We start from the raw sequence: 21,291 nt of genomic DNA, 5'->3' as shown, positions 1-21,291 counted from the left end.
GAGCGGTGATGTCACCCGGGGCCTGGAACCACGCCCCCTCCCCGAGTGGACGGCGCCCGCGTCTCGCGACATAGCGCGTGATCGTCGACCTGGCAATGGGATATCGCGGAATTCTGCTCGGTCGTAGCGTGAGCATCACCAACAGAATCGAGAGCCATCATGAGTGCGAAGACCCATGCCGCGCATGACCGACTGCCCGTAGACGGCCAGGCTCCCCAGACCGAGCGCACGCCCGACGAGCCTCTCTACGAGCGCGTCGACCTCGAACGCTACGTCGTGCTTCACGACGGCCCCGTAGGCTACGTCGAACACGTGCATCCGGTGTTCGTCTGCTACGTCGGACACCCGTACCCCCACTCCGAGGAGATCGCTCAAGTGCATGACTTCCATAACGCCGTGAAGACCGTGCTGCACCGTGCCGCCGCGACTCGGCGCGCTCAGTGAGCCACGACGTCTGGCCCGGTTCCCCCTATCCGCTCGGTGCGACCTTCGATGGTCAGGGCACGAACTTCGCTCTGTTCAGCGAGGGCGCCGAGAAGGTCGAGCTGTGCCTCTTCGACGATGACGGCAACGAAGAACGCGTGACCCTCGAAGAGGTCGATGCGTTCGTGTGGCACGGCTATCTGCCGTCGGTGCAGCCCGGGCAGCTCTACGGCTACCGGGTGCACGGTCCCTACGATCCGGCCCAGGGCCAGCGGTTCAACCCGAACAAGCTTCTGCTCGACCCGTACGCGAAGTCGGTGGCCGGTCGTATCGACTGGGGGCAGCCGCTCTTCGGATACGACTTCGGCGACCCCGACTCCCGCAACGACGAGGACTCTGCGGCGACGATGGTCAAGGGCGTGGTCATCAACCCGTTCTTCGAGTGGGCGGGCGATCGCCTTCCCAAGACGCCGTATGCGCAGACCGTCATCTATGAGGCCCACGTGAAGGGCCTCACCGAACGGCATCCGGACGTTCCGGAGGAGCTGCGCGGAACCTACGCCGCGATCGCGCATCCGTCGATCATCGATCACCTCGTGCACCTGGGCGTCACTGCGATCGAGCTGATGCCGGTGCACCAGTTCGTGTACGACTCGACTCTTCTCGAGAAGGGGCTGACGAACTACTGGGGCTACAACACCCTCGCGTTCTTCGCTCCTCACAACGACTACGCATCGAGCGGACAGCACGGCCAGCAGGTGCAGGAGTTCAAGGCCATGGTGCGTGCGCTGCACGCGGCCGGCATCGAGGTCATCCTCGACGTGGTCTACAACCACACCGCAGAGGGCAACCACATGGGCCCGATGCTCTCGATGCGCGGCATCGACAACGAGGCGTACTACCGGCTCGAAGAGGACCGTCGGTACTACACCGACTACACCGGCACGGGCAACAGCCTCAACGCCGGCAATCCGCACGCGCTGCAGCTGATCATGGACTCGCTGCGCTACTGGGTCACCGAGATGCACGTCGACGGCTTCCGCTTCGACCTCGCCTCGACTCTCGCGAGGGAGTTCTACGACGTCGACCGGCTCGCAGCGTTCTTCGAACTCGTGCAGCAGGATCCGATCGTCTCGCAGGTGAAGCTCATCGCTGAGCCCTGGGACGTCGGCCCCGGCGGCTACCAGGTCGGCAACTTCCCTCCGCAATGGACCGAGTGGAACGGCAAGTACCGCGACACGGTGCGCGACTTCTGGCGCGGCGAACCGCAGGCACTCGGCGAGTTCGCTTCGCGCCTGACCGGCTCGGCCGATCTCTACGAGCACTCCGGTCGACGCCCCGTCGCGTCGATCAACTTCGTGACGGCGCACGACGGCTTCACGCTGCGAGACCTCGTGTCGTACAACGAGAAGCACAACGAGGCGAACGGCGAGGACAACAACGACGGGGAGTCTCACAACCGCTCCTCCAACCAGGGCGTCGAGGGGCCGACCGACGACGAGTCGATCAACCGCATCCGAGCCCGTCAGCAGCGGAACTTCCTCGCCACGCTGCTGCTCTCACAGGGTGTGCCGATGATCGCGCACGGAGACGAGCTCGGTCGCACCCAGGGCGGCAACAACAACGGCTATGCGCAGGACAACGAGATCACCTGGGTCGACTGGGATGCTGCGGATCGCCCCCTGGTCGAGTTCACCGCTGCCGTAGCGCGGCTGCGCCGCGCGCATCCGACCTTCCGGCGCAGCCGCTTCTTCGACGGGCGCCCCGTGCGATCGGAAGACGGAGAGCGGGTGCCGGATGTCGTCTGGCTGCGGCCGGACGGTCGCCGGATGGAACCGGAGGACTGGGATTCGGGCTTCGGCCTCGCGATCGGCATGTTCCTCAACGGTCAGGGGATCCGCGAGAAGGATCGCCGCGGTCAGCCCGTCTCGGATCAGAACTTCCTCATCTACTTCCACAGCGGCACCGAGGCGATCGAGGCCGTGCTGCCGGATCAGAGGCTCGGACGCGCGTGGGACGTGGCGATCGACACTGCCTCGGATCGGGCCGGCGGCACCCCGCTCGATGCGGGAGCGCCTGTGACGCTCGAGGCCCACTCGCTGCTCGTCCTCCGCGAAGTCGATCGGGCCGACGTGCCCACGGATGACTCGGTGGAGGCGTCGCTGCGGATCCAGACCGAGCGCGCAGAGCTCCCTGCACCGGCGCCCAGCCCGGAGCTTCCTCGATGACCCACCGCCCCCGCTCGACGTACCGACTCCAGATCCGATCCGGGTTCACGCTCGACGACGCCGCAGAGGTCACCCCGTACCTGGCCGAGCTCGGGGCCTCGTGGGCGTATCTCTCGCCGTTGCTCGCCGCGGTGCCCGGGTCCGATCACGGCTACGACGTGGTCGATCACTCGCGGGTCGACGAGTCCCGGGGAGGATCCGAGGGACTTGAGCGCTTCTCGGCCGCGGCGCGTGACGCCGGCCTCGGCATCCTCGTCGACATCGTCCCGAATCACGTCGGCGTCGCCCTGCCACGCGCCAATCCGTGGTGGTGGGACACTCTGCGACTGGGACGAGCATCGCGGCACGCGGTGGCCTTCGACATCGACAGACGGGTGTCCGAGGGGCGGGTACGGCTGCCGATTCTCGGATCTCCTCTCGGCGAGGTGATCGCCGCCGGAGAGATCTCGATCGACACGACGCCCGCCGACGACGCGCCGGATGGGACGCTGAGCTACTTCGAGCATGTGCTGCCCCTCGCTCCGGGCTCGGGCGAGCTCGCCGCCGATCTGCCCGCGCTGCTCGATGCCCAGCACTACGAGCTGCGTTTCTGGGAAGACCAGAACACCGACCTCGACTACCGCCGCTTCTTCGCCGTCTCGGAGCTCGCCGGCATCCGCGTCGAGCTCCCCGACGTGTTCGAGGAATCGCATCGCGAGATCGTCCGGTGGATCACAGCAGGCCTCGCCGACGGCCTGAGGGTCGACCATCCCGACGGGCTGGCCGACCCCGGCGCCTACCTCGAACACCTCGCGGATGCGACCGGCGCCGCGTACACCCTGGTCGAGAAGATCCTCGAACCCGGTGAGGAGCTGCCCTCGTGGTGGCGCACCGACGGCACCACCGGGTACGACGCGCTCGTCGAGATCGACCGGGTCCTGATCGACGGCGCCGGTGTCGGCGAGCTCGACCGTCTCGACGAGCAGCTGCGCGCCGAGACGTCTCTGCCCCCCGCACAGGCCTGGCACGACCTCATCATCACGACCAAGCGAATGGTCGCCGACGAGCTGCTGCAGTCCGAGGTGCGACGACTCGTGCGTTCTCTGCCTTTCGGTGTGGTCGACGCCGAAGACGCGCTTACAGAGATCATCGCGAGCTTCCCCGTCTACCGCGCATACCTGCCGGCCGGCCGCGAGCATGTGCTGCATGCGGTCGAGGACGCGGCACGCCGACGCCCCGATCTGGCCGAGGCGATCGGCCTTCTCACTCCCCTGCTTCTGGACACGAGCCTTGAAGTGTCGGCGCGCTTCCCGCAGGTGACCGGTGCCGTGATGGCCAAAGGCGTGGAGGACACGGCGTTCTATCGCTTCACCAGGTTGGGCACTCTGACCGAGGTCGGAGGCGACCCCTCGATCGCCTCGCTGCCGGTCGACGCGTTCCACGCGGCTCAGCAGACACGACACGCCGCCTGGCCGCACTCGATGACCGCACTGTCGACGCACGACACGAAGCGTTCGGAAGACGTCCGCGCTCGCCTTTCGGTGCTCGCCGAGATCCCGGATCGCTGGTCCGACGTGCTGAGCGAGCTTCGCGGCATCGCGACGACCGGTCACGGACCCCTCGACGCTCTGCTCTGGCAGGCGGCGGTCGGGGCCTGGCCGATCTCGTCCGAGCGGCTCCGGGAGTACGGGCTGAAAGCGGCGCGGGAGGCAGCGGAGTCGACGGGATGGCAGCATCCCGACACCGATTTCGAGCAGGGAGTCATCGCCATCGCCGACGCGGCGAACGGCCCGGCACGCGAGGTCATCGAACGGTTCGTGAGCGAGATCATCGCGCCCGGACGGGTCAACTCGCTGTCGGCGAAGCTGCTGCAGCTCGCCGCTCCCGGGGTGCCCGACGTCTACCAGGGCACCGAGCTGTGGGACCACTCCCTGGTCGATCCCGACAATCGCCGGCCCGTCGACTTCGCGGCGCGATCCGACATGCTGCATCGGCTCGACGAGGATGCAGCACGCGGCATCCTGCCCGAGATCGACGATTCCGGACGCGCCAAGATGCTCGTCACGTCGCGCACGCTGCGGCTCCGGCGCGACCATCCCGACCTCTTCCAGGGCTACCGGGCCGGGGTCGTGACGGGTGAGGCGCTCGATCACGCGATCGCGATGGACCGCGGTGGAGTCACCGCCGTCGCCACGCGGCTGCCGATCACGCTGGCCCGTCGGGGAGGCTGGGGAGACACCCTGCTGATGCGACGCGATCTTCCGGCCACGGATGCCCTCACGGGCCGACGCTTCGGCGGAGGACCGCTGCTGCTGGCAGACCTGCTCGACACCTACCCGGTCGCGCTGCTGGTGGAGGAGCGATGATCTCTGTCTGGGCACCGCGCGCGAAGAGCGTGCGCCTGAGACGACTGACGCCCGCGGGCGTGGTGATCTCGGAGCACGACCTCGCCCCGGCGACTCGCGGCGACGGATGGTGGAGCGCGGTCGTCGCGATGACGGACGGCGAGCGCTATGGCTTCCTGCTCGACGGCGGCGACGACCTGCGACCAGATCCGCGCTCGCGACGTCAGCCTCGCGGTGTGCACGGGCCGTCGGCGGTGTTCGACGCCTCTCACTTCGAGTGGACCGATGAGCACTGGACCGGGCGCCAGCTCGCGGGAGCGGTGATCTACGAGCTTCACGTCGGCACCTTCACCGCCGACGGCACCCTCGACGCTCTGATCGGGCGGCTCGATCATCTGGTCGAGCTCGGGATCACGCACATCGAACTGCTGCCGGTGAATGCCTTCAGCGGAACCTGGAACTGGGGCTATGACGGGGTGCTCTGGTACGCGGTGCACGAAGCCTACGGCGGGCCGGCCGCCTACCAGCGCCTCGTCGACGCGGCCCATCAGCGCGGCCTCGCGGTCATTCAGGACGTGGTGTACAACCACCTGGGTCCGAGCGGCAACTACCTGCCCGAGTTCGGGCCCTATCTGCGCGACGGTGAGCACACCTCCTGGGGCGAGTCCGTGAACCTCGACGAGCCGGCGGTGCGCGAGTACATCATCGAGAACGCCCTGATGTGGCTGCGCGATCTCCACGTCGACGGTCTGCGTCTGGATGCAGTGCACGCTCTGCAGGACTCGCGGGCGCCCCACATCCTGCACGAGCTGTCAGAGCGGGTCGACGCTCTCTCGGCGCAGCTCGATCGGCCGCTCACCCTGATCGCCGAGTCCGACCTCAACGATCCCACGCTGATCCTTCCCCGGGAAGCTGGGGGCTACGGCCTGACGGCGCAGTGGTCTGATGACTGGCACCACGCCGCCCACGTCGCTCTGACCGGGGAGACCGAGGGGTACTACGCCGACTTCGCCGCGCCCGATGCCCTCGTCAAGGTCTCGGAGCACGGATTCTTCCACGACGGCACGTTCTCGTCGTTCCGAGGACGGACGCACGGTCACCCGCTGCCCGCCGAGGTGCCGGCATGGCGACTCGTCACCTTCGCGCAGGACCACGACCAGATCGGCAACAGAGCCGCCGGCGATCGCCTCACGCACTCGCTCACGCCCGAGCGTCTGGCGGTGGCCGCCGTGCTCACGCTCACAGCGCCGGGCACTCCGATGCTGTTCATGGGTGAGGAATGGGGCGCGTCGACGCCCTGGCAGTTCTTCACCTCGCACCCTGAGCCCGAGCTGGCCCGGGCCACGGCGGAGGGCCGCATCGGCGAGTTCGCGAAGATGGGCTGGGACCCGGCGAAGGTTCCCGATCCGCAGGATCCTGACACGTTCGAGCGCTCGCATCTCGACTGGAGCGAGCGCACAGCACCGGCCCACGCCGCGCTGCTCGACCTGTACCGTCGGCTCATCGCGCTGCGCCGACAGAGCCCCGATCTCGCAGACCCCGATCAGACGCGCACGCGCGCCCATCTGCTCACACCGGATGCGGCGCCCGAGGCGCGGGCGTTCCGGATCGACCGTGGTCTGACGTCGGTGCTCGTGAACCTGACAGCGACGCCGTTCGAATTCGACGTCGACGATGCCGCCGTGATCCTCCTCGAGACCTCCGGCGGTCGAATGGAGCCTGGGAGCATCACGCTCGCGCCCGAGTCGGCCGTCATCGTGACCCGCGAGAGCTGAGGAGTCAGTCGCCCGGCAGGTCTCGTGCGAAACACAGAGACAAGTCGCTGCCGATGTAGTGCCCGAAGAGTGGGATCGGCGTGTACCCCTCACGCTCATAGAAGCGCACGGCATCGGGCTGGGCGGTGCCGGTCTCGAGAACCAGGCGCCGGATGCCGAGGAGCTGCGCCTCGACCTCGAGAGCTCTCAGCACCGCGACCGCGGCACCCGTGCCTCGGCTCGTGGGTGCCGCATACATGCGCTTGATCTCGGCGACGTGCTCACCGAGCACTCCGGCATCGAGCGGACGCAGACCACCGCAGACCACGGCCTCACCGCTCTGGTTTCGCGCGATCAGGAAGACCGGAACATCTGCGGCGGTCGGGATGATGCCGGGTTCGTGGTCATCGCTTCCATAACGGGCATCGAGTTCTGCACGCTGCGCCATCCGCAGCCGCGCTGCGTCGTCGTGCATCCACTCGACCTGCTCGACCGTGACCACCATGCTCCGTCGACTCCTCCGCTCGGCTCACGTGCCTCTCACGTGCCTCTCACGGTATCCATCCGAGGTTTCCGGGGTGTTGCGGGCACCCACGACCGCATCTGTTCACGATTTACTGAATTCAGCGTTTTCTGTATTCTGGGCGAGTGACGCTCTCCGCATCCCTCACGCACACCGCAGCCGTGGCACGTCTCGGGCATGCGCTGTCCGACCCCACCCGCGCCGCCATTCTGCTCGCCCTCCGAGATTCACCCGCCTATCCCTCCGACCTCGCTGACGCCCTCGACGTCAGCCGGCAGGCCCTCTCCAATCACCTCGCGTGCCTGCGCGGCTGCGGACTCGTCGTCGGCGTGCCCGAAGGGCGGCGCACGCGGTACGAGCTCGCCGATCGACACCTCGCACCCGCGCTCGACATGCTGATGCGGGTCACCCTGATCGTCGATCCGACGTGCTGTGACGGCGAAGGGTGCACCTGCTGATGCGCTCCCCCGCCATCTCTTCCGCGCGGCGAGACGTTCTTCACCGTCGCATCCGTGTCATCGTCGGCGTCACCATCGTGTACAACCTGATCGAGGCCGTGGTGGCTCTCGCCGCGGGCGCAGCGGCATCGTCAGCCGCGCTCATCGGCTTCGGACTCGACTCGAGCATCGAAGTGCTGTCGGCGGCGGCAGTCGCCTGGCAGTTCTCGCGCAGAGACCCGGAGCGCTGGGAGAAGCCGACTCTCCGCGTGATCGCGGTCGCCTTCTTCGCTCTGGCCGCGTATGTCACCGCGTCATCGGGCATCGCGCTGTTCACCGGCGAACATCCCCAGCACAGCTCTGTCGGACTCATCCTGACGGCCGTGAGTGTGATCGTGATGCCGTTCCTGTCGCTGGCCGAGCGCAGAGCAGGCCAGGAGGTCGGATCGGCGACTGCGGTCGCCGACTCGAAGCAGACGCTCATCTGCACGTATCTCTCCGCCGCCGTGCTCGCGGGCCTCGCCCTCAACTCGCTGTTCGGGTGGTGGTGGGCCGACGCGGTCGCCGGCTTGGTGATCGCCGCGTTCGCGGTCCGCGAAGGGCTCGAGGCATGGAAGGGCGATGCGTGCGCGACATCTGTCGGCATGCTGCTCGAGGAAGACCCCGGTCACGACCACGACCACGACCACGACTGATTCATCGCATCCTGCATGTTTTTCGTGAGGGTGCGTCATCATTTCTCGTGCGCGGGGTCTTGAAGGGTGAGACGCACTGCGAGCACGGGGGAACAAGGCTCGCGTCACGTCTGGGCCGCGCAACTCCCCATCCCGCGCGGTTCGCGGGTGGAGCCCTCTCCCACGGCTCCACCCGCCTTTCTTCCCCTCGCGTGCGGCGAGCGCGACCAGAAGCGGGTCAGATCCAGCCGCGCTCTTCCGCGAGCAGCACCGCTTGCTGGCGCGTTCCGACCGCCAGTTTCGCGAGGACCGCAGAGATATGGTTGCGCACCGTTCCCGGCGCGAGAGACAGTGCTCGCGCGATCTGCCCCGTGGTCTCGCCACGTCGACCGGCGCGCAGCACATCGAGTTCACGATCGGTCAGCGGCGCTCGTTCGTCGCTGAGTGCATCAGCCGCGATCTCGGGGTCCACGTAGCGCGCACCCGCCGCGACGCGCCGGATGACTTCGGCGACCTGATCGGCGCCGCGAGACTTCGGCAGGAACCCGGAGACGCCTGAGGCCAGTGCCCGACGCAGCACGCCGGGCCGCGCATGGCGCGTGACGACCACGCAGCGGGTGGAGATCGCGCGATGGAGTCGCTCCGCGACCTCGACGCCGTCGAGTCCTGGCATCTCGAGATCGAGAAGGCAGACGTCCGGCTTCAACCGGAGCGCTTCGCTCACGGCTCGCTCACCGTCTTCGCACTCGGCGACGACCTCTATGTCGGGCTCCAGGCGCAGCAGAGCCGCGAGAGCAGACCTGATCATCGCCTCGTCGTCAGCGAGCAGCACGCGGATCACGGCGCCTCCTCATCGTTCGATGCCGTCTCACGCGCGGGCACGGTCACGACCACGCCGAATTCGCCATCGTCGTCCCTGATCTCGAGCGTTCCGCCCGCTTCGGTGATCCTGCGTCGCACCCCGTCGAGACCCGAGCCGGTGCGATCGCCCGCCAGCGGATGCTCTGCATCGTTGACGATCTCGAAACGCCACCCCGCCGCGACCCTGGTGAGCGCCAGGCCCGCACGTCGCCCCGCACCATGACGGAGCACATTGGTCGTCGTCTCACGGATCACCGGTCCGAGCGCGTTCGAGGGCGCCAAATCGGCATCCGCAGCGATCGTGGCGTCGACCTCGAGGCCCGCCGCCTGCAGGAGGTCGCGGGCATTCGCGACTTCGTCGGCCAGGGGAATCGAGCGGAATCGCGTCGCCAGGTCACGCGTGCCCTGCATGGCATCGTCGACACTGCCGCGCGCGAGCCGCAGCTGCTCCAGGGCCGCGTCAGGGTCGCGCGGCATGAGTCTCTCCGCCAGCTCGAGCTGCAGAGCGACGACCTGCAGGTGGTGCCCCTGGAGGTCGTGCACATCGGTCGCGACCCGCAGACGCTCCTGCGTCGCGGCCAGCCGGGCCTCAGAGGCCCGAGCCCGGTCGAGAGTGACCAGAACGTCCCACCACCACAGCGAGCTCACCGTCAACGAAGGCATCAGCAGCGCGTAGAGCGAGAGACCCCAGATCTCCGGCGCCGCGGAGGTCGCGCCGCGCGCGCCGTCGACGAAGGCGAGCACCAGCATGAGCGCGGTGAACAGGAGAACGACTCGGTAGCGCACACCTCGCGGCCAGTCGAGCAGCGCGATCGACTGCGCGATCGGCATGGCTGCGAGCAGCAGGCTGTCGGTGAGCATCCCCGCCACCGCGCCGTACACGACCGCGACGATCACAGGTCCGGCGATCCGGGCCCACGGGATGCCCGATTCTGCGTCGAGCCGACCGCGGTAGTCGACCAGCAACGGCAGGGTCGACAGCCACCAGATCAGCCCGCCGATGCCGACGACGAGTGCCACGGAGTCGTTCACCGGTTCGGCGAGCACGCGCAGCAACCAGACGAATACGAGGAAGAGCTCGAGAGAAGCCACGCCGACGAAGGTGTACCACCACGTCGCGGTGACACCGCGTGCGAGCTGTCGTGCGCCGGGCGAGAGATCGCCGGCCGCGCCGGGGACTCGGGAGGGACTGCGCATACCCCCACGATACGGGCGTGACAGAAGTCACGGATGCGACGTGCGAACGACCCGGAAACGAGTGACGGGTCGACACTGCCGGCACGAGTCGCGACACGGTGGACTGGATTCATCGCGTCGGAGACTCCGCCGCAGCGACCCGCAGGAGAACATCATGAATCTCGTCGAGAGCTTCCAAGAAATCGTCGCCCAGGTCCCCGACCTGGTGCAGCCGCTCATCGTCGCCCTCGCGGGGGCGATCCCGTTCATCGAAGGCGAGGGCGCGGTCGCGATCGGCATCATCGGCGGCATCAATCCGGTCATCGCCGCGATCGCGGCCATCATCGGAAACTTCCTGTGCGTCGCGATCCTCGTCATCGCCAGTTCGGGCGCGCGCTCGGCGATCGTCAATCGCGCACGCACGCGTCAGGCGGCGCTGGCCGGCGGCGGCTCCGCGCCGGTGGTCGAGCCGGAGGCCGCGCCGCGCGGGTCTGCGCGGCGCGAGAAGTTCCAGCGTGCATTCGAGCGCTACGGGGTGCCCGGCGTGAGCCTGCTCGGCCCGCTGCTCCTGCCCACGCACTTCACCGCGACCATGCTCGCCGCGTCGGGGGTGGGCAAGGTGCGCATTCTGATCTGGCAGGCCGTCGCGATCATCGGATGGACCACCGTGGTCGCCGTGATCATCGGCAGCGCGATCTCCGCGATCCGCTGATCGGGCGCAGCGCGAGCTGTCTGCGCGACAGACGAGAGCGGCAGTCGCCGGGGCATGGCCCCGACGACTGCCGCTCTCTCGTGTGTCGGCGTCAGCGCCGCGACGCATCCGTCCGGCGCTTGGCAGCGATCGCGGCCGCGACCGCCCCTCCGAGCAGCAGCAATCCGGCGACCGGAAGCGCCATACCGGCGCTCCCACCCGTGAGCGCCAGCGCCCCGGCCTCGGGTGGGACGGGAGTCGTGCTCGGCGCTGGCGACGGTGACGCGGTCAGGGTCGGCTCGGGCGTCTCGAACGGAACGGGGGCCGGAGCAGTCGGAGTCGGCGTCGGCTTAGGAGTCGGAGTCGGAGTCGGAGTCGGAGTCGGCGTGGGCGTCGGCGTGACGCCGCTCCCGTCGCCCCCACCGGTCTCCGTGACGGTATGGGTAGCCGTCAGCTCGGTCGTGTCGACGACGGCCCGGTTGCCGAACACATCTCCCGCGAGCACGGGGGCCTCGGCCTTCGTGAAGTAGACGAGCTCGTATGCGAACCCGCTCGTCGGCAACCCACTCGCCGCGAGACGGAACGAGAGACCGTCATCGGCGAAGACCGCCTCATACCGTTCGCCGTCGACGGGCACCCAGTCGCCGATCAGAACGCCGTCTTGCACGACGCGCTGCTTGAGGTGCAGCTCCCCCGTGTACCGGTGGTGGGCGAGGCCGGCGTCGAGCGTGTCGACGACGGTGAAACCGCCGCCGTCGACGTGTTCGCTCGGTATCCCGACCGTCCAGCGAAGCCGACCCTCCGTCGCCGTCTCGCCACCGTATTTGTATGGCTGCGCGCTCTCCGTCGTCTTCTCCGGACCGATGCCTCCTTCACCGGGAAGATCGACGACCTCGATCGTGTCGCCCAGATCGAAGGTCACCGTCTCGCTCGTCGTCGACGACGAGGCCTGCGCCTGCATCCAGAACGTGCCGCCGACGTCTTCGAGTCCTGCAACAGCCGACGTGAGTGTGCACACGACGTCGGGACCGTGCCCCGCCGCGACGACACAGTCGGCCAGCATGACCCCGGTCGCGGGGTCGGCGAGAGTGAACGAGCCTGCCGCCTCGCGGCTGAACTCGGCGGGCAGAGTCATGCCGAACGTCTCTCCCGCCTTCGCCCCGTCGGGAACAGACCATGCGCCCGAGATGCGGACCCTCTCCCACTGCCCGAGCGCTCCGCTGCCGCTCGCGGTGCTGAGCTGCAGGCCGGTGATGGCGTCCGGATAGGTCACCGTCGGCGCGGCCGCAGCCGGGAGCGTCGCGCCCAGTGCCCCGGTGAGGGCCAGCGCCATGCCGAAGAGCGCAGCCAAGAGTCGGAATGCACCCGATCGGTGCGGGCCACGCCCTGAACTGTCGTCGGTTGCGCGCCTGAGAGCGCGCAGAACACCATTTTCCCCGGTCATCGTCTTCCCCAGTCCGATTCACGTCGCACCCAGTCGCGACGCTTACTAAGAGAACAGACAATCCGACCGAAGTGACGCCGTCACCGGTCTATAACACTGGTATTCCAGAACTGCAGGTGAGGACGGCCGTGCAGGACCACCTCCAGGACTGCCCGGGGAGCCCCCGCGCGGCAGCACCCGGCAGGCTCAGTCCGTGCTGCGTACCGAAAGCATCCGCCAGCCCTCAGGCACCTTCGCCTCGAGAGTCGCCATGTCGTCGGCCTGGATCTCTTGCACCCCGTCGACCCGCCAGAACGTGCCGGTGGACTCGATCTTCGCCTCGCCCTTCAGCATCCGCACGGGCGCCGAGGCGAGAACGAACCCCGGCTTCTGCTGCGCCATGAGCTGGTCGTGCACGTCTTCGAGCGTGCTGCCGATGACGTCGACGGTGCTGCTCTCGACGGGGCGGATGAGGGCGATGAGCATGCCCCCCAGCCTACGAGGTCACGCGCTGGCGCTCGCCCGTGGGCTCGACCGTCGTGCCTTCCGCGGGCTCGGGCGTCACGTGGAGGCCCGACGGCGAGTTGGCGGTGAAGGCGAGCGCATCGACCCACGCGCGGTTGATCGCGGGCTGCCGACTGCCGAAGTACTTGAAGACCAGTGCGCTGCCCGCGTGGATCCAGACGGTCGTGCGCCCTCCACCCACGCTCGAATCCTCACGCCACGAGAACGAGAACGGCTCGCCGCGCCTCAGCTTGGCGGTGATCACGAGCTGCAGGTGCGTGAGCGCACGGTCCTCGATCTCGACCTTCTGGCCACCTTCGTAGATGAATCGGCCCATGAGGGACTCCTCTGTTTCCCCCCACGGAACCCGTGCCGTAGGGGCGATCCGGGGAATCGCGGTGTGGGGTGGTCCCAGAGTGTCACGTCGCGGATGTGTGCGAGCCGTGTGGATCCGATCGCGTCCGAGACGCGAAGAGTTCATGCGCCCTGCGTCACACCGGTCGTGGATACCCTCGGTATATGGGAATGCTCTTCTACGGTGCCGCCGACGACCCTATCCGCATCGAGGACCGCGCGCTGGCGCACCTGAAAGTGGCGATCGCGACGAAGCTCCGGCGCCAGGAGAGCTTCACCCTGTCGTGGACGCACCCCGAGGGCGAGGCGCGCGGCCGATCCACGATCTGGCTGCAGCCGTCGATTCCGCTGCGGTTCGTGTTCGACGATCCGGCCAGCCCCCCGATCAATGCCCGGTGGGTGCAGGAGCTCATGATGACAGCGAGTTCATCGGGCGGCATCAGTCTCGTCGACGAGGTCGAGGATGCTCCCGACCTCGGCGGCGATCAGCTCGACTGAGAGCGGCTTCCCCCGGCGGTGCGGAGCGCTCACGCAGCGTGCGGCCAGCGCGGCACCACGAGCGGGCTGCCCGACTCAGGATCCGGGATCACCCGTGCGTCGACGCCGAAGACGCTCGAGACCAGCGCCTCGGTGATCACCGAAGCGGGCGTGCCGGTCGCGACGACCTCCCCGTCCTTCATCGCGATGATGTGGTCGGCGTAGCGCGCGGCCTGATTCAGGTCGTGCAGCACGGCGACGAGAGTGTTGCCCCGCTGCCGGTTGAGCGAGCGGCACAGTTCGAGAAGCTCGATCTGGTGGCTGACATCGAGATAGGTGGTGGGTTCGTCGAGCAGCAGGATCGGCGTCTGCTGGGCGAGTGCCACGGCCATCCACACGCGCTGGCGCTGCCCGCCGGAGAGCTCATCGACGAGCCGCCCCGAGAGATGCCGGATGCCCGTGGCGTCCATCGCGGCCCCCACGGCCGACTCGTCTTCGGGCGACCACGGAGCGAACAGTCGCTGATGCGGATAGCGCCCGCGCGTGACGAGATCGACGACGCGGATCCCGTCGGGTGCGACCGGCCCCTGCGGCAGCAGCCCGATCTCGCGAGCGAGCTGCTTGGTCGGCAGCCCGTGCACGCTGTGTCCGTCGAGCAGCACTCGCCCGCGCGAGGGCGGGAGCAGCCGCGTGAGACTCTTCAGCAGTGTCGACTTGCCGCAGGCGTTCGGTCCCACGATCACCGTGAACGCACCGTCGGGTATCTCCACGGACACGTCTTCGCACACCAGGTTGTCGGCATAGCCCAGGGCCGCGCCGTCGACCGTCAATCGGTTCATCACTTCTTTCCCTCTCGCAGGAGCAGCCATAGGAAGTACAGTCCACCGATCGACACCGTGACGATGCCCACCGGCAGGGGTGAATCGGGATGGATCCGCTGCGCCACGATGTCGGCGAGGAGCAGCAGCAAGGATCCGACGGCAGCCGTGGGGCCCAAGGCGAGCCCGTCGGAACGCACGATGCGTCGAGCGATCTGCGGCGCGGCGAGCGCGATGAACGAGATCGGGCCGACGGTCGCGGTGGCGAGCGCCGTGAGGCCGACGCCGACCACGATCGCGAGGACCTGCACCAACCGCACGTTCTGTCCGAGCGCGGTCGCGAAGGGCATCCCGACCTGCATGATCCGCATCGGCCGGCTCAGCGCAGTCGCCGCGACGATGAAGAGCACCGAGCCGACGAAAGCGGTCGCGAAACTCCCCCAGGAGACGCCCGACAGGTTGCCAGCCCCCCAGAGCCCCGCCATGATCGCATCCTCGACGGTCGCCGTGAGGAGGATCCAGACGTTCACCGATGCGAGCATCGCACTCACCGCGATGCCGACGATGATCAGACGCACGCCGCGAACGGACCCGCGTTTCGACGAGAGGAAGAAGACCAGGAAAGCGGTCGCCACACCCCCGGCGAGGGCGCCGACCATGGTCTCCGCCGATCCACCGCCGAGGATCAGCATCACCACGAGGGCGCCCGTGTACGACCCGGTCTGGAAACCGATGACGTCGGGAGATCCGAGCGGATTGCCGGTCAGATTCTGGAAGATCGCGCCGCTGAGGGCGAGGCAGGTGCCCAGAAGGACGGCCATGAGGATTCGCGGGGCGCGCCACTCGATCACGACCATGGTCGTGTAGGCGTCTCCTCCGCCGACGAGGGTTGCCAGTGCCTCGGCCGGGGTGATCTGCGCGGATCCCGTGCACAGCGCGTAGACGGCGAGCGTCGCGATCGCGGCCCAGATCCCGACGCAGATCGCGAGCGAGCGCGCGTCGACCAGAAGGAGCGGGTGCGTGCGGGGGCCGAGGCGGAGGACCCGCCTGCCGAAGTCGAGCGATGTCACGGCGTCATACCTCCGACACCCGGTAGCGGCGGACCATGTAGATCAGCACGGGGGCGCCGATGAACGCGGTCACGATTCCCACCGGCACCTCGCCCGCGGTGATGATGCGGCCGAGAACGTCGGCGAATCCCATGACCGTGGGCGCGATCAGCACCGAGTAGGCCATGATCCACCCCTGGTGCGGGCCGACGATCATACGCGCGAGATGAGGGGCGAGCAGGCCCAGGAAGCCGATGGGCCCCGCGGCCGCAGTCGCGCCGCCCGCGAGCAGTGCGATGGCGACGAGGGCGACGAGCCGGATGCGCTGCGGATGCGCCCCCATCGCCACCGCCGACGCCTCGCCCAGCGACAGCACGTCGAGCGAGCGGGAGCTGAGGAGGGCGATCAGGAGGCCGGCCGCGATGACGGGGACGATCGCGAGTGTCGCCTCCAGCGGCTGCGAGGCCGTCGTGCCGGCCGACCAGCCCCGCAGCCGCTGCAGGAGCTCGGAGTTCGACAGCAGCACCGCCGAGGTGAAGCCGGACAGCACCGCGCCCAGTGCGACGCCCGACAGCGTCATCCGCACCGGATTGCCGCGCGCCGAGCCCGTGTTGCCGATCACGAACACGAGCACCGAGGTGATCATCGCGCCCGCGAAGGACCACCACATGTACTGCGAGATGTCGGTCACGCCGAAGAGCGCGAGTCCGACGACCACCGCGAGCGACGCCCCGGCGTTGACGCCCAGGATGCCGGGGTCGGTCATCGGATTCCGCGTGACCGCCTGCATCAGGGCTCCCGCGACTCCGAGCGCGGCCCCCGCGACGAGAACGAGCACGGTGCGCGGGACGCGCGAGAACCAGATCGTCTGCGAGATCGCGTCGTCGGGATCGGGATGGACGAGAAAGTGCAGCACGTCTGCGGGGGCGATGAGTCGGGAGCCGACCAGCAGGCTGGCGGCGAGCGCGACGGCGCACGCGACAGCCAGCACGATCAGGCCGATCCATCTGCGCCGATCGTGCGAGCGGGTCGCACGCGAGCGTGCCGCCGAGGGGCGGTCGCCGGGGGTGCGCGGATCCGCCTCGGACACGGAGGTGTTCGAGGCGGACCCGGATGAGACGGACTGCACGTGCATCAGGACGTCAGGCGACCTTGGTCGAGGAGGAGACGAGCGTGGTCAGGTCGTTCAGCCAAGCCGCATAGGTCGACGCGGTCATCGCGCCCTTCGAGCTCCACGCTCCGAGCTGCTCGGACTGCACCGGAGGCAGCGCGTCCCAGAGCTCTGCGCTGAAGGAGAAGTCGTCGTCGTAGCCCTCGACGAGCAGGATGTCGGCGCCGAAGGTCGAGGCGTCCTCCCACGCGACCTGTCCCCACGGGTTGCCCGTGGCCGGCGCCTCGGCGCCCACGATCGTGGCACCGAGCTCCTCGAGCATCTCCGCCTGGGCGAATCCGACGCCCGTGTAGAGCATCTCCTTCGTCGGGCTGGTCAGCATGATGTCGAGATCGGCACCGGCGATGGCGGCCGAGAACGCCTGCTTCGCCTCCTCGAGGTCGGCGTCCGAGCGGACGATGGCCTCGGAGGCCACGTCGGCGCCGAAGAACGCGGCGATCTCACGAGTGTCGGCGATCCGACCGTCGATCGTCTCGCTGCTCGGCAGGGGGACGAACGGGGCGACGCGCGTGAGCTGCGCGTTGACCTCCTCGTCGAACCACTGCCATCCGTCTGCCGTGCCCTGCCCGACGATCACATCGGGGCGCAGTTCGGCCAGTTTCTCGACGTCGATCTCGCCGTCCTTGCCGACGACCGGGATGTCGGAGATGTCGGCATCCCCCATCACGAAGGGGTTGTCGCATTCGTACCCGAACAGCGCCACGGGCTCGATGTCGTACTCGTGCAGCGAGCTGTAGGCGTAGCAGTCCATCACGATGTCCTGCGGCTGGGTGTCGAAGTCGATCTCGAGCCCGTCGAGCGAAGGATGCGTGAGGGTGACGGCGGCGTCGCTGTCGATGCTCTGTTCAGTCGCTCCTTCCGTCGAGGCACAGGAGGCGAGCAGCAGGGCGGACGTCGCCACGAGGGCGACGAGAGAGGCGCGGCGGAGCACGAGGAACCAATCTGTCGGTGAAGGGGATTCCTTCGACCGTAGCAAGATTGAGGTTAGGATAGGTAATCCTAAGTCGAAGGTCGCATGTCGCCGCGTCCGACGCCTTTCCGTGGGCGGCCGACACCGCCACGTTTCGTCAGAGACCGCTCAGAACGGCCAGACCGCGGGGACGTAGAGCACCGCGACGGCGACATAGACCAGCACGAGAGGGAGACCCAGACGCCAGTAGTCGCCGAACCGGTAGCCCGCGGGCTGCATGACCATGAGATTGACCGGCGTCGCGATCGGCGTCAGGAAAGCGGCGGCTCCCACCACCGTGAGCGCCATCATGAACGGCTGCACGCTGACGCCCATGCTCGATGCGACGGACACGGCGATCGGCGCGATGACCAGCACGGTCGCGACGTTCGAGATGAACTGCCCGAGGATCACCGACGCGACGCAGATGACGAGCAGCGCGAGGTACGGCGAGGTGTTCCCGACGAGCTGGAGAACGGCATCGCCGACGAGATCGGCCGCACCGGTGGAGACGAACGCGGAAGACAGCGGGATCATGCCCGCGATGAGCGTGACGGTCGGCCACGAGATCGCCGAGAACGTCTGCGTCACGGTGAGCACGCGCGTCACGATGAGGGCCCCGGCGGCGAGGAGTCCTGCGATGACCGGTGGAACGACCCCAGTGGCGAGCAGCACCACCGTCACCCCGAGGATCACGAGCGCCCGTCGGGCTCCGCGCCCCAGAGGCACCGTGCGCTGCATCTGCTGCGGCGAGCTCACCGGGATGACGTCGGGCGAGTCCGTGTAGCGATGCAGCGCCTCCCACGGCCCCTGAACGAGCACCGAGTCCCCGGCCTGCAGGGTGAGGGCACCGGTCGCCTTTCCGCCCACATCACCCGGCCGGCTGCCGTGCCGCAGCGCGAGGATCACGAGATCCTCCTGCCGCGTGGTCATCCCCGGCGAGACCACACGTCCGATCAGGCTCGACCGCGGCCCGATGAGCACCTCGGCGACACCCTCCCCCACCGTGAAGAGACTGCCGGTGTCGAGCGCCACGTCATACGTCTCCCGCCAGGCGGCGGCGTCATGGCTCGGGTCGGCGGGCTCCTCGAGCCGGTCGGGAACACGCTCGGGGAGAAGCCGGTCTCCCAGCGAGATCACGAGGATCACCGTCAGCACGACCACCGGGATGCCGACGATCGCGAACTCGAAGTACCCGAACGCACGGCCGCCGGCTTCTACGGCGGCCTGGGACACGAGGATGTTGACGGGCGTGCCGGTGAGCGTGAGGAGCGACCCCGCTCCTGCCGCGAACGCCAGAGGCAACAGCATCCGAGACGGCACGATGCCCGCACGCACAGCGACGAGCACCACGATGGGGAGCAGAGCGGCCACGGCGCCGTTGATGCTGATGACCGCCGACAGCACGGCGGCGAGCAGGCAGACGATCAGCAGCAGCCGCGAGCGACTTTTGCCCGCGCGACGCATCAGCTGTCGCCCGACCCATGACGTCACGCCCGTGGCATCCAGCGCCTCGCTGACGATGAACAGGGCGACGATGAAGAGGACGATGGGGTCGCCGAACCCGGCGAACGCCGCCCCCAGTGAGAGGACGCCCGTCGCCCATAGGGCGATCGGCACGGCCATCGCGACGATGACCATCGGGATGCGGTTCGAGACGAACGCGATGACCGCGGCACCCAGAATGACGAAGGTGATGATCTCGGGGTCCATCGTGGGTCTCCGGTCGTGGGGTGCGCGATGAAGCGGCGGCGGGAGCTGTCGCACAGGAATCCTCTCATTCCCTTCGCCGCGGCGCCTCCGGCGGCTTCTGCACGGGGTTGCGACTAGGCTCGTCTGATGCTTTCAGGCCCTTTCGGGAAAGTCGCCGTCCTTCCCGTAGCGATTCCGCTGGGCGTGGTGGTCTTCATCGTTCTGCTCCTCGTTCTCCGCAAGCGAGCGCCCCTCACATGGCCCCGCGTCTTGGTTGCAGCCGCGGTAGCGGTCTACGCCGCGGGCATCTTCGCCAACACCGTCTTCCCGATCTACCTGTTCCCCGCGCGCAGCGGAGAACCCTACGTGCCGCACCTCGCGCTGATCCCGTTCTATGACTACGAGGTCGAAGACGCAGTGATGAACATCGCCGTCTTCCTCCCGCTCGGAATACTCATCCCCCTGCTCCAGCGCCGCCCGACCTGGTGGAAGATCCTCGCGACGGCAGCCGGCGTCAGCGCCGGAATCGAACTGGCCCAACTCGCCGCGGACGACTTCTTCAACGGCGGTCACATCGCCGACATCAACGACTTCCTGTGGAACGTCACAGGAGGCCTCCTCGGATACCTCCTCTTCCTCCTGATCTCGCGAACACCGACACTCTCACCACTCGTGAACCGGTTCCGGTGGCACGACGCCAGACGCGAACGGGCAGGGGGCAACGGTCACTCGTCACTGCGCGGTGACAAGTCCGCCGGTGCTTGACACTCCGACCACAGTCGGCCACTGATCGAGCTCCGACAGATAAGACCGCTCCACCGGAGACTCGAAAGATACCGAACGCCCCAACCGCGACTGTCTTCTGTGTTTCATCCCGTCCTGCCTTAAACGTCGAGCGGACGGTTTCGGCGCGGCAGGTTCCGGCAGGGGTTTTCGGTCGGCGCGCGGCTGGCGTGTCGTGGGGTCGGCCGGTGGCCTGAGAGTGGCCGCCGGAAGCGATCGTTTTCGGCGTGTAGCAATTGCGTCGCAGGCGGGGCCGCCGGAGACCGTCGCCCCGCTGACATTGGCGTTTATGAGGCCTGACCGGGTAGTGGTCCAGTGAGGTACCGCTGGATCGTGGGTCCGACGAGGGCTGCGAGGTCATCGATGCTCTGTTCACGGATCGGCGGTGCTTGCAGGATGTAGCGGGTGAGGGCGATTCCTATGAGGTGGCTCATGGAGACGGTGAGGCGCAGCCCGGGGTTGCTGGTGTTGAGCTTTCGGGTTGCCGGTTCCAGGGCGGTGGAGACGAGGAATGAACGCAGGCGCTCGAGTGCCTGTTCATTCGTGAATGCTGAGACGAGGATCGCGCGGAGGGGTGCGGCCGTCGTGGAGTCCTCCCAGACCGTTAGATACGCGCGGGTCAGCCGCTCACCCCAATCCTCGACGGGGTAATCGAAGACCGCAAAGATCGTGGACGTGGCCTCGGGCGGCAGCTCCATGGCCGCCGCGAAGAGCCCGTCCTTATCTCCGAAGAAGTGTCGGATGAGGTTGGGGTCCGCGCCAGCCTGACCGGCGATCGCTCGCACGGTCGCGCCCTTGAAGCCGTGCCGGATGAACTGATCGCGGGCGGCGTCGAGGATCGCTTGCCTGCTGGAACCGGTGCCCGGCCGTCGGCCTGTCTTGCCGTTCGTGTCGATCGCCATTGCTTCTCCCGTGTCTCGCTCATCGATTCTAGATCGGTGTTGACTTCTACACTTGAGGAATTCTACACTTGAGGATAT

21 protein-coding genes are annotated in these 21,291 nt (G+C 68.0%); 9 read left to right on the top strand and 12 right to left on the bottom strand.

Annotated elements, in window-relative coordinates; genetic code table 11:
* Positions 1 to 159 precede the first annotated feature (159 nt).
* From AC3WS6_RS05820 to treZ, 4 genes are read left to right on the top strand one after another with little or no spacing between them, the layout of a single operon-like run.
* The gene (locus AC3WS6_RS05820) at positions 160 to 444 is read left to right on the top strand and encodes a hypothetical protein (protein ID WP_492500116.1); all 285 of its coding nucleotides are present in this window, start codon (positions 160 to 162) and stop codon (positions 442 to 444) included.
* Positions 441 to 2,651, top strand: a complete 2,211-nt coding sequence (gene glgX, locus AC3WS6_RS05815) for a glycogen debranching protein GlgX (RefSeq protein ID WP_492500115.1) — start codon at positions 441 to 443, stop codon at positions 2,649 to 2,651. The genes AC3WS6_RS05820 and glgX overlap by 4 nt, the downstream gene beginning before the upstream one ends.
* A complete protein-coding gene (gene treY / locus AC3WS6_RS05810) occupies positions 2,648 to 4,996 on the top strand; it encodes a malto-oligosyltrehalose synthase (RefSeq protein WP_492500114.1) in 2,349 nt (782 codons plus the stop codon). Before glgX ends, treY begins: the two co-directional genes overlap by 4 nt.
* A complete protein-coding gene (gene treZ / locus AC3WS6_RS05805) occupies positions 4,993 to 6,750 on the top strand; it encodes a malto-oligosyltrehalose trehalohydrolase (protein WP_492500113.1) in 1,758 nt (585 codons plus the stop codon). The genes treY and treZ overlap by 4 nt, the downstream gene beginning before the upstream one ends.
* A gap of 4 nt (positions 6,751 to 6,754) precedes the next feature.
* On the opposite strand, the gene AC3WS6_RS05800 is transcribed toward treZ, so the two are convergent.
* Positions 6,755 to 7,234, bottom strand: a complete 480-nt coding sequence (locus AC3WS6_RS05800; protein WP_492500112.1) for a GNAT family N-acetyltransferase — start codon at positions 7,232 to 7,234, stop codon at positions 6,755 to 6,757.
* Between the two features lie 143 nt (positions 7,235 to 7,377).
* Here AC3WS6_RS05800 and AC3WS6_RS05795 point away from each other — a divergent pair, with 143 nt between their 5' ends.
* Positions 7,378 to 7,710, top strand: coding sequence for an ArsR/SmtB family transcription factor (locus AC3WS6_RS05795; RefSeq protein ID WP_492500111.1), 333 nt, complete (start codon positions 7,378 to 7,380; stop codon positions 7,708 to 7,710).
* A complete protein-coding gene (locus AC3WS6_RS05790; RefSeq protein ID WP_492500110.1) occupies positions 7,710 to 8,384 on the top strand; it encodes a cation efflux transmembrane domain-containing protein in 675 nt (224 codons plus the stop codon). The genes AC3WS6_RS05795 and AC3WS6_RS05790 overlap by 1 nt, the downstream gene beginning before the upstream one ends.
* Before the next feature lie 217 nt (positions 8,385 to 8,601).
* Here the strand turns inward: AC3WS6_RS05790 and AC3WS6_RS05785 are convergent, their stop codons facing one another.
* Complete coding sequence (locus AC3WS6_RS05785) at positions 8,602 to 9,204, bottom strand: response regulator (RefSeq protein WP_492500109.1); 603 nt, start codon at positions 9,202 to 9,204, stop codon at positions 8,602 to 8,604.
* Entirely contained in the window at positions 9,201 to 10,421 is a 1,221-nt protein-coding gene (locus AC3WS6_RS05780; protein ID WP_492500108.1) for a sensor histidine kinase, read from the bottom strand. The genes AC3WS6_RS05785 and AC3WS6_RS05780 overlap by 4 nt, the downstream gene beginning before the upstream one ends.
* Before the next feature lie 154 nt (positions 10,422 to 10,575).
* Here AC3WS6_RS05780 and AC3WS6_RS05775 point away from each other — a divergent pair, with 154 nt between their 5' ends.
* Positions 10,576 to 11,112: a small multidrug efflux protein gene (locus AC3WS6_RS05775; protein ID WP_492500107.1), complete on the top strand. Its 537-nt coding sequence runs from the start codon at positions 10,576 to 10,578 to the stop codon at positions 11,110 to 11,112.
* 91 nt (positions 11,113 to 11,203) lie between these two features.
* Here the strand turns inward: AC3WS6_RS05775 and AC3WS6_RS05770 are convergent, their stop codons facing one another.
* The 3 genes from AC3WS6_RS05770 to AC3WS6_RS05760 all read right to left on the bottom strand — a co-directional run bounded on the left by AC3WS6_RS05770 (position 11,204) and on the right by AC3WS6_RS05760 (position 13,355).
* The gene (locus AC3WS6_RS05770) at positions 11,204 to 12,442 is read right to left on the bottom strand and encodes an Ig-like domain-containing protein (protein WP_492500106.1); all 1,239 of its coding nucleotides are present in this window, start codon (positions 12,440 to 12,442) and stop codon (positions 11,204 to 11,206) included.
* A gap of 279 nt (positions 12,443 to 12,721) precedes the next feature.
* Positions 12,722 to 13,000 carry a hypothetical protein gene (locus AC3WS6_RS05765; RefSeq protein WP_492500105.1) on the bottom strand — a complete coding sequence of 93 codons (279 nt, stop codon included), beginning with the start codon at positions 12,998 to 13,000 and terminating at the stop codon, positions 12,722 to 12,724.
* A gap of 10 nt (positions 13,001 to 13,010) precedes the next feature.
* Complete coding sequence (locus tag AC3WS6_RS05760; RefSeq protein ID WP_492500104.1) at positions 13,011 to 13,355, bottom strand: DUF7882 family protein; 345 nt, start codon at positions 13,353 to 13,355, stop codon at positions 13,011 to 13,013.
* Positions 13,356 to 13,537: 182 nt separating this feature from the next.
* Between AC3WS6_RS05760 and AC3WS6_RS05755 the strand changes: the two genes are divergently transcribed.
* On the top strand, positions 13,538 to 13,870 hold the full coding sequence (locus tag AC3WS6_RS05755; protein WP_492500103.1) for a DUF7882 family protein: 333 nt from the start codon (positions 13,538 to 13,540) through the stop codon (positions 13,868 to 13,870).
* 29 nt (positions 13,871 to 13,899) lie between these two features.
* Here the strand turns inward: AC3WS6_RS05755 and AC3WS6_RS05750 are convergent, their stop codons facing one another.
* The 5 genes from AC3WS6_RS05750 to AC3WS6_RS05730 all read right to left on the bottom strand — a co-directional run bounded on the left by AC3WS6_RS05750 (position 13,900) and on the right by AC3WS6_RS05730 (position 19,549).
* Entirely contained in the window at positions 13,900 to 14,688 is a 789-nt protein-coding gene (locus AC3WS6_RS05750) for an ABC transporter ATP-binding protein (protein ID WP_492500102.1), read from the bottom strand.
* On the bottom strand, positions 14,688 to 15,737 hold the full coding sequence (locus AC3WS6_RS05745) for a FecCD family ABC transporter permease (RefSeq protein ID WP_492500101.1): 1,050 nt from the start codon (positions 15,735 to 15,737) through the stop codon (positions 14,688 to 14,690). Before AC3WS6_RS05745 ends, AC3WS6_RS05750 begins: the two co-directional genes overlap by 1 nt.
* A gap of 4 nt (positions 15,738 to 15,741) precedes the next feature.
* Positions 15,742 to 16,851: a FecCD family ABC transporter permease gene (locus tag AC3WS6_RS05740; RefSeq protein WP_492500100.1), complete on the bottom strand. Its 1,110-nt coding sequence runs from the start codon at positions 16,849 to 16,851 to the stop codon at positions 15,742 to 15,744.
* 7 nt (positions 16,852 to 16,858) lie between these two features.
* Positions 16,859 to 17,818: an ABC transporter substrate-binding protein gene (locus AC3WS6_RS05735; RefSeq protein ID WP_492500099.1), complete on the bottom strand. Its 960-nt coding sequence runs from the start codon at positions 17,816 to 17,818 to the stop codon at positions 16,859 to 16,861.
* Between the two features lie 147 nt (positions 17,819 to 17,965).
* Positions 17,966 to 19,549 (bottom strand): SLC13 family permease, encoded by a 1,584-nt coding sequence (locus AC3WS6_RS05730; protein WP_492500098.1) that lies wholly within the window; start codon positions 19,547 to 19,549, stop codon positions 17,966 to 17,968.
* 126 nt (positions 19,550 to 19,675) lie between these two features.
* Between AC3WS6_RS05730 and AC3WS6_RS05725 the strand changes: the two genes are divergently transcribed.
* A complete protein-coding gene (locus AC3WS6_RS05725; protein ID WP_492500097.1) occupies positions 19,676 to 20,293 on the top strand; it encodes a VanZ family protein in 618 nt (205 codons plus the stop codon).
* 305 nt (positions 20,294 to 20,598) lie between these two features.
* Here AC3WS6_RS05725 and AC3WS6_RS05720 read toward each other — a convergent pair whose 3' ends face one another.
* Positions 20,599 to 21,213: a TetR/AcrR family transcriptional regulator gene (locus AC3WS6_RS05720; protein WP_492500096.1), complete on the bottom strand. Its 615-nt coding sequence runs from the start codon at positions 21,211 to 21,213 to the stop codon at positions 20,599 to 20,601.
* Positions 21,214 to 21,291 lie beyond the last annotated feature (78 nt).

The sequence above is a fragment of the Microbacterium sp. EB106-03-03-XG65 genome, from assembly GCF_058791955.1.
The sequence above is the reverse complement of the archived record's forward strand: the minus strand, read 5'-3'. Positions and strand labels throughout refer to the sequence as shown.

Excerpts from the sequence above, each read along its gene's own strand:
- AC3WS6_RS05820 (WP_492500116.1), top strand. The coding sequence starts at position 160 with ATGAGTGCGAAGACCCATGCCGCGCATGACCGACTGCCCGTAGACGGC.
- treY (WP_492500114.1), top strand. The coding sequence starts at position 2,648 with ATGACCCACCGCCCCCGCTCGACGTACCGACTCCAGATCCGATCCGGG.
- treZ (WP_492500113.1), top strand. The coding sequence starts at position 4,993 with ATGATCTCTGTCTGGGCACCGCGCGCGAAGAGCGTGCGCCTGAGACGA.
- AC3WS6_RS05800 (WP_492500112.1), bottom strand. The coding sequence starts at position 7,234 with ATGGTGGTCACGGTCGAGCAGGTCGAGTGGATGCACGACGACGCAGCG.
- AC3WS6_RS05790 (WP_492500110.1), top strand. The coding sequence starts at position 7,710 with ATGCGCTCCCCCGCCATCTCTTCCGCGCGGCGAGACGTTCTTCACCGT.
- AC3WS6_RS05780 (WP_492500108.1), bottom strand. The coding sequence starts at position 10,421 with ATGCGCAGTCCCTCCCGAGTCCCCGGCGCGGCCGGCGATCTCTCGCCC.
- AC3WS6_RS05775 (WP_492500107.1), top strand. The coding sequence starts at position 10,576 with ATGAATCTCGTCGAGAGCTTCCAAGAAATCGTCGCCCAGGTCCCCGAC.
- AC3WS6_RS05765 (WP_492500105.1), bottom strand. The coding sequence starts at position 13,000 with ATGCTCATCGCCCTCATCCGCCCCGTCGAGAGCAGCACCGTCGACGTC.
- AC3WS6_RS05760 (WP_492500104.1), bottom strand. The coding sequence starts at position 13,355 with ATGGGCCGATTCATCTACGAAGGTGGCCAGAAGGTCGAGATCGAGGAC.
- AC3WS6_RS05755 (WP_492500103.1), top strand. The coding sequence starts at position 13,538 with ATGGGAATGCTCTTCTACGGTGCCGCCGACGACCCTATCCGCATCGAG.
- AC3WS6_RS05750 (WP_492500102.1), bottom strand. The coding sequence starts at position 14,688 with ATGAACCGATTGACGGTCGACGGCGCGGCCCTGGGCTATGCCGACAAC.
- AC3WS6_RS05740 (WP_492500100.1), bottom strand. The coding sequence starts at position 16,851 with ATGCACGTGCAGTCCGTCTCATCCGGGTCCGCCTCGAACACCTCCGTG.
- AC3WS6_RS05730 (WP_492500098.1), bottom strand. The coding sequence starts at position 19,549 with ATGGACCCCGAGATCATCACCTTCGTCATTCTGGGTGCCGCGGTCATC.
- AC3WS6_RS05725 (WP_492500097.1), top strand. The coding sequence starts at position 19,676 with ATGCTTTCAGGCCCTTTCGGGAAAGTCGCCGTCCTTCCCGTAGCGATT.
- AC3WS6_RS05720 (WP_492500096.1), bottom strand. The coding sequence starts at position 21,213 with ATGGCGATCGACACGAACGGCAAGACAGGCCGACGGCCGGGCACCGGT.